At 71.3% G+C, this 8,315-nt stretch carries 8 protein-coding genes; 2 read left to right on the forward strand and 6 right to left on the reverse strand.

From position 1 onward, the window contains the following. Together AC5LUJ_RS21785 and AC5LUJ_RS21790 are read left to right on the forward strand one after the other, a co-directional pair. On the forward strand, positions 1 to 493 hold a 493-nt coding region (locus AC5LUJ_RS21785), incomplete at its 5' end, for an ATP-binding protein (protein WP_250280874.1). 216 nt (positions 494 to 709) lie between these two features. Continuing rightward, a complete protein-coding gene (locus AC5LUJ_RS21790; RefSeq protein ID WP_493465638.1) occupies positions 710 to 1,129 on the forward strand; it encodes a PPOX class F420-dependent oxidoreductase in 420 nt (139 codons plus the stop codon). Between the two features lie 176 nt (positions 1,130 to 1,305). On the opposite strand, the gene AC5LUJ_RS21795 is transcribed toward AC5LUJ_RS21790, so the two are convergent. From AC5LUJ_RS21795 to AC5LUJ_RS21820, 6 genes are read right to left on the reverse strand one after another with little or no spacing between them, the layout of a single operon-like run. Beyond that, positions 1,306 to 2,325, reverse strand: coding sequence for a hypothetical protein (locus tag AC5LUJ_RS21795; protein ID WP_250280878.1), 1,020 nt, complete (start codon positions 2,323 to 2,325; stop codon positions 1,306 to 1,308). Next, positions 2,322 to 4,787, reverse strand: a complete 2,466-nt coding sequence (locus AC5LUJ_RS21800; RefSeq protein ID WP_250280881.1) for an Hsp70 family protein — start codon at positions 4,785 to 4,787, stop codon at positions 2,322 to 2,324. Before AC5LUJ_RS21800 ends, AC5LUJ_RS21795 begins: the two co-directional genes overlap by 4 nt. Positions 4,788 to 4,845: 58 nt before the next feature. Beyond that, entirely contained in the window at positions 4,846 to 5,418 is a 573-nt protein-coding gene (locus tag AC5LUJ_RS21805; RefSeq protein ID WP_493465639.1) for a hypothetical protein, read from the reverse strand. Beyond that, complete coding sequence (locus tag AC5LUJ_RS21810) at positions 5,415 to 6,509, reverse strand: serine/threonine-protein kinase (RefSeq protein WP_493465640.1); 1,095 nt, start codon at positions 6,507 to 6,509, stop codon at positions 5,415 to 5,417. The genes AC5LUJ_RS21805 and AC5LUJ_RS21810 overlap by 4 nt, the downstream gene beginning before the upstream one ends. Continuing rightward, complete coding sequence (locus tag AC5LUJ_RS21815; protein WP_250280884.1) at positions 6,509 to 7,192, reverse strand: PP2C family protein-serine/threonine phosphatase; 684 nt, start codon at positions 7,190 to 7,192, stop codon at positions 6,509 to 6,511. Before AC5LUJ_RS21815 ends, AC5LUJ_RS21810 begins: the two co-directional genes overlap by 1 nt. After that, positions 7,189 to 7,992: a winged helix-turn-helix domain-containing protein gene (locus AC5LUJ_RS21820; RefSeq protein ID WP_250280885.1), complete on the reverse strand. Its 804-nt coding sequence runs from the start codon at positions 7,990 to 7,992 to the stop codon at positions 7,189 to 7,191. The genes AC5LUJ_RS21815 and AC5LUJ_RS21820 overlap by 4 nt, the downstream gene beginning before the upstream one ends. Between the last annotated feature and the right edge of the window lie 323 nt (positions 7,993 to 8,315).

Raw genomic sequence — 8,315 nt, forward strand, 5'->3', positions numbered from 1 at the left:
GCTCGGCGAGCCCACCGACTCCCTCGACACCGCCTGCGACGTCATTCTCAAGACCCTGCTGCCGGACCGGCCCGCCGACGACGACATCGCCGTCCTGCTCGCCCGCACCCACACCCTCACCGCCGGCCAGGTCGCCTCCTGGGACCTGCCCGCCGACCCCGCCGTCGTCGCCCACGCCCGCGCCCACACCACCGACCAGCTCACCGCCTGGGGCCTGCACGACGCCATCTACACCACCGAACTCGTCGTCAGCGAACTCGTCACCAACGCCATCCGCCACGCCACCGGCCCCATCCACCTCCGCCTCATCCGCGACCGCGGCACCCTCATCTGCGAGGTCTCCGACACCAGCAGCACCGCCCCCCACCTGCGCCGCGCCCGCACCCTCGACGAGAACGGCCGCGGCCTGTTCCTCATCGCCCAGCTCACCCACCACTGGGGCACCCGCTACAACCGCACCGGCAAGACCATCTGGGCCGAACAGCTCATCTGACGCGGCCCATCCGACGAACGGCCCGCCCGACACCGCCGGCGAGATGATCGTGATTCCGCCGGCCCTCGGGCGGCTGCGCGGCAGACGACCGGGCATCGCCGCAGGTGACCGGCCCTCCCGGGAATAGCCGGGCCGGTTCTGACATACAGCTGTCGTAGTCACAACCAGCGGCTCGACCTGCGCCGCGCCTTCTTGCACCTGGAGGACGTCGAACACATGACTCTGCTGACCGACGCCGTGCGTGCCGCGCTGACGGCCGGGCGCCTCGCCCACCTCGTCACCCTGAACCCGGACGGCAGCCCCCAGATCACCCTGGTGTGGGTGGGCGTCGACGGCGACGAGATCGTCACCGCCCACCTGGGGCTGTACCAGAAGCTCCGCAACCTCCAGCGGGACCCACGGGTGGCGCTGTCGATCGAGGCCGCAGGGACCGAGGGCGGCGGCCTCGACCATTACCTGGTCGTCCACGGGCACGCGAAGGTCATCGAGGGCGGCGCGCCCGAACTGCTCGCGAAACTCACCAGGATCTACCTTGGGCCGGACGCCCCTCCGTCACCGATCCCCGACCCACCCCCCGGCTACGTCCTGCGGATCACCCCGGAACGCGTCGGCGGCATCGGCCCCTGGACGTCCTGACCTGACCGCGTGCCACCGGCACCAGCCAGGACCACCGGCACCAGGGCCGGCTGACAGCAGAGCCGGCTGGTGCCAGGACCTCGGCACCAGGGTCGTCCGCACCGCACCGCACCGGCTTGGCGTCAGCTGGCACCGGGTGTGCTCCGGGACGGATGTCCGAGGCCGCGGGCGAGCTGTCAGCGGGGCGCTGGCGGCTCCCTCGGGATGATCATCAGGGTTACCGTGCGGTTACGCTGGACGTCCGGGAACGGACCCTGCGTCTGATCCGCGCTGACCAGGGCAAACGCTGTCAGGGGCAGTCTGCCGCCCGCCGCCAGGTAGCCGACCGCCACCCGGGCACGGTCCAGCGCGACCGTGGAGCCTCCGCTCGTCCGCCCTCCGGCCACGGCGGACACATGACCTACCACGGTCGTCGTCACGTTCATGCTCGCCAGCCGGCCGCCGATCCGCGTCAGCAGCAGCCGGCCCGTTCGGCTGATCTCCGCGTCGCGTAGGAACAGCCCCGTGCTGAAGACCACCCGGACGTCCTCGGCACGGCGTTCCACGGACGCACCGGAGAGCGTCCCCAGCCCTTCGACGATCGCGTCGAGATCACGGGCGCGGCGGCCGGCGGCCGCGGCGCGCTCCGCGTCCAGCGACGCCAGCCGCCCCGCCAGGGCGCTGGCGTACTGTTCCGATGCGTGAACGCGCCGTTCCAGCGTCTCGGTGCTCTCGTCCTCCCGCCGCGGCTGAGCCGCGTGTACCAGGGCCCGCTCCGAGGGGCTGGCCACACCGGGCGGTCTCGGTCCGAGGCCGTCGAGCGGGAAATACCCGAGCGCCGTCCCCGTCACCGCGGTCACGGCCACGGCTGCGGCCACGACCCGGCCCGGCCCGACGAGCGGCCGAACGCGCCGGCGACCTTTGCTGATCTTTTTGATGGTGTGGCGACCCGCCGCGGCGGCCGGATCATCGGGTACGAGGGCCTGCGCCCTGGCCCAGCACCTGTCCGCCTCGGCCAGCTCGCCGCGCTGGGCGTGCACCCTGGCCCGCAGGTCGAGCACGGGCACGCCGGCCGCGCCGGCGGCGTCAAGGCGGCCGGCGGCGTCGAGGCCGTCCAGCAGCCGCGCCGCCCGGTCCAGATCACCCGCACGCGCGGCGGCGCGCGCCCGGCTGACGGCCACCTGGGCGTCCAGCACGGAACGCAGCGGCTCGCTCATGCCGGAACCAGCGTGATGATCGCATCCTGCGCGTCCCGTGGCAGCAGACGGATCAGACGCTGGTTCACCGCCTCCAGGCCGCGTACGTCGTTCGCCGCCATGGCCCGCTTGCCCTCGCGGATCAGCGCATCGGCCTGGCCGGTGGCACCGAGCACGCTCTCGAGGCTGTAGAACAGCCGGACCGGCCAGTCCGGGTTGCGCCGCTCCAGCTCGAGGACGAGCGGGATGATCCGGTCGAGCTGGTTGCGCACCGCCGCGACGTCCTCGGCGTCGGCCGCCTCCCGTGCCCGGCGCCGCAGATCCGCGAGCGCCTGCCGGTCCGCCGCGGTGCCGAACCGCTCCGCGGGCCCGGCGGCCCAGTCCAGGAGCTCGTCCACCTGCTGGACCAGTTCGGGCAGTTTCACGGCGTCCTCGATGTCGTCCAGTCTGGCGTTGAGCTCCCGCAGACGGTCCTCGGCCGTCGCCGCGGCGCCAGCGTCCACCCTGGCCGCTCGCACCTGCTCACGGACGGTCGTGAGGGTGCCGTCCTTCTCAAGCTCGGCCAGCCGCTTCTCCCCGGTCACGGCCTGGCTGTGCAGCGAGGCCAGCCGCTCTTCCGCCTCGTGCAGCAGGTTCTCCAGCTCCTGCGGGCTCCTGGTCCGGACGCTGTCCAGGTTGAGCTCGGCATCGAACTGCTCCCCCACCAGCGTCACGTCGGCGACCACCGTGACCAGGTTGGACGTGTTCGCCTCGAAGGTGACCTCGACGCCGCTGCCCGCGGGAAGATCGATCCGGACGTCACGTGGCCGGATCTCCAGCACCCCGACCTCACGGTTACGGTCCGCCCGGCTGTGTTCGCCCTGCAGGACGGTGATCCGCAGCACCGACTCCGGATCGTCGCGGCGCAACGCGCCGGTGGTCAGGAACGGCTTCTTGCCCTTGGCCGTCAGGGTGGCGTTCTTCCGCAGTATCGGCTCGAACCTGCCGTCGGCGACCTGGATACCCAGCGAGTGCCCGAGCCGCGGGCCACCGAACTCGGTGCCCCCATGTGTGATCGGAAAGGTGTCCGGTGTGAGCTTGCGGGGTGTGCCGGTGGCGTCGGTCAGCTCGACGGTGAAGCGTGAGGTCTGGTGAGGATCGAGGTCGACCTCGGTGAGGAAGCCGCCGTCCGCGGCCAGTGCGATGCGGCCGGTGGTGAACGGTGGACGGCCGGCTGGGTTGCTCAGGGTAACAGAATAGGCCGTCCAGTCGACCGGAGCGGCGCTGTGCACGTGACCACCAACGGTGGGCCTGGTCGTGGTCACGCTGGGGTCGTAGTGCCGTTCGAGCGTGAACTCCCCCGGCGCGGGCTCGAAGGACGCCGGCTCCGGGCTGCGGACCGTACTCGCGAAGATGGCCGCGCCACAGGCGACCACGGTGGTCGGGTCGAGGCTGAAGTCCAGCTCGATGCCCAGGCCGTGCCGGGGGTCGGCGAGCCGCTCCCGCAGCCCGGGAGCGAGGGTGACCCCGCCGACCAGCAGCAGGCGGTCGATGTCGTCCGCGCCCAGCCCGGCCTCGCCGAGCGCGGAGCGGCACAGTTTGATCGCCCTGACGTAGAAGGGCTCGGCGACCCGGTCGAGCTCGTCGCGGGTCAGGGTGTACTCGAACGTCTCCCTGCTCGCCCCCTCGTCCAGGAGCTCGGTTGTGATATCCACCTGTCCGAGCCGGGACAGCTGGATTTTCGCGTCCTGGGCCGCCTGCTTCAGGATCGCGAAGTTCTTCAGCCACTTCGGATTGTCCCGGCGGAACTCGGAAAAACCGAGGTCACGGCTGGCCGCGGGTGCCAGAACCCGCTCGACGAGCGCCCAGTCGATCAGCTTGCCGCCAAGGTAGGGGTCACCCGCGTGATTGAGCACGCGCAGGTCGCCGTCACGTTTGCTGACCACGGCGGCGTCGAACGTCCCCCCGCCGAAGTCGAACACCATCCAGTACACCCGGTCCGCGGTGTTGTGGAAACCGTAGGCGAAGGCCGCCGCCGTCGGCTCCTGTACCAGCGGGCACTCCGCGCTGAAACCCGCCAGCGCCGCCGCGTCGACGGTCGCCTTGTTCTGGTTCAGGGCGAACGCCGCCGGCACCGTGATCACCGCGACTTCCGGGGGAACGTTGTCGTACTGGTGCGCGGCGTCCGCGCGCAGTGACCTGAGCACCTCGGCCGACAGCTGCTGGGGGGTGAGCTCCACCGCGGCCTTGGCGAAACGCCGGCGCGCGTCGGCCAGCCCCATCTCCAGCTTGAACTCCGCGGCCACGTTCTCCGGGTCGTTCTCGCTGCGGTCACGCGCCCGGCGTCCGACATGGACGACCCCCGGTTTGGGGATCCAGACCGCGGACGGCGTGGTCTCCCAGCCGTCGTTGTTCTTGATTACGGTAACCGTGCCGTCATTGACAACGGCGATGGCGCTGTTCGTGGTACCCAGGTCGATACCGAAGTCGATCGTGTCACGCATGACAGCCCTCTGTGTGATCCGTGTCGAATGTTTGGTCCGTACTGGGCCGGGCACCGAGCTAGAACACTGTGCCGACGGGCCCGGAAGAGGGCGGGCGCCCGACTATCACCTGGCCCATCTGGACACGTCGGTCCTGGAAGTAGACCGACGGCCGGACGGTCTCCAGCACCTTTTCGGTGTCCAGGGAGAAATCCTCCTGGAAGGCGAGGACCTCGATGGAGCGGCCGGGATGGAACGCGTCCCCGTCGTGGTCCTGCACGACCAGCCCGGCCTCGGCCAGCGCGTCGCGGCATGCGCGCAGGTAGCGGGCGGCCTGCCGGGCCCGGGCGGACGGTTCCTCCTCCTCGGCGAGCTTGCGCTGGGCCTTCCACAGGTTCGTCACGGCACGGGCCAGCGCCTTCTCGTCGAGACACGGCCCGGACCCGGGACCGGGACCGGGACCGGGCCGCGGCGGGTCCGGCTGGGACTCGGGTTCCGCCGCGCCGAGATCGCCGAGCTCGGTGATCTCGGCGAGCAACCGCTCCATCTGCTCGCACAGGAACTCGTCCCATGCCGGTGGCGCGATCCGGAAAGCCCGGTGATGGCGGCGTTGCCGCAGCTCCGCCCGCATCCGTGTCAGCTGCTGGCTCACATCATCACCCCCCGGCGCCACAGGACGAGCTTGTGCAGGTACAGATCCCGCAGGTACCGCGACAGGTTGACCGCCTCCTCCATGAGATCGGCCGCCCGTGGCAGCTGGCCGGGAACGCGGGAGAGCGCCAGCGCCTTCTCGGCGAGACGTTCGGCCTGTCTGGTGGGCGGCGGAGGCGGGGAGCCCGGAGCCGGGGAGCCCGGAGCCGGGGTCACGGGCGAGGGTGCCGCCGAGCCTCCGCCGGCCTCCCGACGCTCGCGCAACGCGTCCGCGAGGGCCTGTGCGGTAACCGGACGGTTGACGGAGTCGACTTCGAGGGTGGCCAGCACGATGCGGTCCAGCTCGGCGTCGACATCGTCGTTGTAACGGCTGGGCGGCAACGGCGCCTGCCTGAACCGGGCGACGGAGTACCAGGAGGGAAAGCGTCCCCCGTCGTGGTACGGAAAGTGGTTGGTAAGCAGCCAGTAGGCGACCGTGCCCACCGACCACACGTCGCTGGCACACGAGTAGCCCTGGTCCCGCAGCACCTCCGGGGCCATGAACGCGTAGGTGCCCTGCGCGCTGGCCAGCTGTGTGAACGGGTTGGCGCGCTTGGCCAGGCCGAAGTCGCTGACCCGCACCCGCATACCGGTGCCGTCGTAGCCGACCAGGATGTTGGCCAGGGTGATGTCCCGGTGCACGATCGGCGGGTCCTGGCCGTGGGCGGCCGCGAGCCCGTTCGCGATCTGCTCCATCACCTCGGCGACGAGGTCCGTCGGTACCGACGGGCGGTGCACCGCGGCGAGGCGTTCGAGGCTGCCCCCGGCGACGTACTCCATCGTGAAGAAACCGCGCAGCCCGCGCGGAGTCCGCACGGTGTTCGCGTCGAACACCCGGACGATGTTCGGATGCCCCAGCGCCGACAGCAGGCGGGCCTCGTCCAGCATCCCGTCCGTCTCCTCCAGCGAGGCGACCTTCTTGAACAGCTTCAGCGCCTGCCGGCCGAGGTGGCGGTGCCGCACCCGGTAGACCTCGGCGAACGCGTCCTCGCCGAGCAGCCGTTCCACGGTGAGGTTGTCGCCGATCTCGTCGCCGTCGCCGAGCAGCGCCATCAGCCCATCCCCCTCGCGTTCCTCGCGTCGTACTCGATGGCGATCACCGAGATGTCGTCGACCGCTCCCCCCGCGGTAGCGGCCTCGACCAGCTGCCCGCACACCCCGTCAAGCCCGTCAGGCGTGGTCAGCAGCTCGGCGAGCGCCCGGTCGTCGACGCTGCCGGTGAGCCCGTCGGTGCACAGCAGGATGCGGTCACAGGCATACAGCTCTGTGACCGAAACGCCCGGGACGACCTCTCCGGGCATGCCGACGAACCGGGTGAGCTGCCCGCCCCGGGTGTGGTCCTCGGTGAGCCGACGCAGACGCCCGTCTCGCGCGAGGTAGATCCTGCTGTCACCCAGGTGCACGACCAGCGCCAGGCCGTCGCGGACGAGCAGCAGCGCGACGGCCGCGCCGGTGCTGTCCGGGCCCGCGCGCGCACCCTGCCGCACCCGCTCGTTGAGCTCCGCCGCCACCGCGGTCACCGCCTGCGCCACGTCTGGCCCGTGCAACGCCGTGACACGCTCCCGCACCCGGCGGGGAAACTGCTCGACGACCGCCTGCGCGGTGGCCGACGCTTCCGCCAGGCCGCCCATGCCGTCGACCACGATGAACGTGCCCCGCTCGACGTCGGCCGCCAGCCGGTCCTGGTTGTCGCTGTGCAGGTGACCCGTCCTGGTCCGGGCAGCGTATCGGATCATGCCGACCGCCCGTCCCCGGCACCCGGGTGGACGTTGAGGCGGTAACCGATGCCTGCGACGGTCTCCAGGATGCGAGGGTTCGACGGGTCCACCTCGATGCAGCGCCGCACGGCCCGCACGACGCCCGCGACGTCGGCACGGGTGTACGAGCGGTGGGCCGCCCACTCCTCGCGAGGACCCCACAGTGCGGTGATCAACTCGGTGTGGTCGCAGGTCACCGCCGCGCCGCTGCTGTTGCGTCCGGCCATGTACCGCAGCAGTTGGTGGCCCTGCGGACGCAGCCCCGTGATCAGGGTTTCCACCCCGTCCTCGTGGCGGTAGACCCTGGCCGCCACCCAGTCGTAGCGCAGGCACGGCCCGACGTGACGGACCTCCGGCGGCGGGCCGAACGGCGCCGGCAGGGTGGCGTTCGGATCCAGGAAGATCAGCTCCCAGTACAGCGGCTCACCGCCCGGGCTCATGCCGCCGAGGATCAGCAGCGTGTCCTGATGCTGGATCCGTCGGTGCCCCCGCAGGCGGTCGGTGATGCCGCCGTGCCGCAGCAGCGTGCCGTTGACGCTGGCGTTGTCGGTCACCGACCACATGCCGTCGGCGAAGTCCAGCGTGCAGTGCAACCGGCCGACCCACCGCTGGGGGTCCGGTCCCAGCACGACGTCCGGAGTGTGTCCCGACGCCTCCCGCCCGATGGTGATCGGCCCGGTATCCAGTTCGACGTCGTGCACGGTGCCCTCCGGGGATGTGACCTGTAGCACCACCGTTCGGCTCCCCACCAGCCCCGCCTCTTTTCTGATCACATGCATGCGCCGCTCCGAGCCTGGCCGAGCCACACACCGACGGCCATGGCAACGAGATGGAAACCGGATGTGGACGCCGGTGTCACGCGCACCCGACGAGCCCCGCCGGGCCGGACAGCGGTGCCGTTCCGGCCGGGACGCGGCGCCGGGAGGAGGGCTCCGGGGCCGCGCGCGGCTCTCGTCCGGCGTCGCGCGGCAACATGCCGGACAGGCCGACACGGGCCATGACAGGAAGTTCCGAGGAACCTTTCCCGGAATCCGCTACCCGCCACTGGGGCCCACCCGGCGCACCCGGCCGTTTCCTGTGTCAGCGATATAAAGAACACCGG

Source organism: Protofrankia sp. CiP1_Cm_nod3, from assembly GCF_982290655.1.

Coding starts and splice junctions, on each gene's coding strand:
- AC5LUJ_RS21790 (WP_493465638.1), top strand. CDS start 710: ATGACTCTGCTGACCGACGCCGTGCGTGCCGCGCTGACGGCCGGGCGC.
- AC5LUJ_RS21795 (WP_250280878.1), bottom strand. CDS start 2,325: ATGAGCGAGCCGCTGCGTTCCGTGCTGGACGCCCAGGTGGCCGTCAGC.
- AC5LUJ_RS21800 (WP_250280881.1), bottom strand. CDS start 4,787: ATGCGTGACACGATCGACTTCGGTATCGACCTGGGTACCACGAACAGC.
- AC5LUJ_RS21810 (WP_493465640.1), bottom strand. CDS start 6,509: ATGGCGCTGCTCGGCGACGGCGACGAGATCGGCGACAACCTCACCGTG.
- AC5LUJ_RS21815 (WP_250280884.1), bottom strand. CDS start 7,192: ATGATCCGATACGCTGCCCGGACCAGGACGGGTCACCTGCACAGCGAC.
- AC5LUJ_RS21820 (WP_250280885.1), bottom strand. CDS start 7,992: ATGCATGTGATCAGAAAAGAGGCGGGGCTGGTGGGGAGCCGAACGGTG.